Origin of the sequence: Pseudomonas sp. GW456-12-10-14-LB2 (assembly GCF_002884345.1) — a bacterium.
Classification (GTDB): Bacteria; Pseudomonadota; Gammaproteobacteria; order Pseudomonadales; family Pseudomonadaceae; genus Aquipseudomonas; species Aquipseudomonas paraglycinae.
Genome location: NZ_POHV01000156.1, coordinates 1 through 272, shown reverse-complemented (window position 1 = coordinate 272; position 272 = coordinate 1). Strand labels below are relative to the sequence as shown.

The window sequence follows — 272 nt, the reverse complement described above, 5'->3', positions numbered from 1 at the left end:
CGCCTGCACTGCGTGTTCGTCGACACCGGCCTCCTGCGCCACGGCGACCGCGAGCGCGCCGAGAAGGTGCTGGGCCAGGAGCTGCGCCTCAACCTGAAGGTCGTGGACGCCTCCAAGCTCTTCCTCGGCCGCCTCAAGGGCGTGACCGACCCCGAGCGCAAGCGCAAGATCATCGGCAAGACCTTCATCGAGGTCTTCGACGCCGAAGCCAAGAAGCTCAAGGGCGTCGAATTCCTGGCCCAGGGCACGCTCTACCCCGACGTGATCGAGTC

At 66.5% G+C, this 272-nt stretch carries 1 pseudogene; it reads left to right on the top strand.

The features are described from left to right. Positions 1-272: pseudogene (locus tag C1X29_RS28515) on the top strand (GMP synthase (glutamine-hydrolyzing)); the annotation flags it as partial.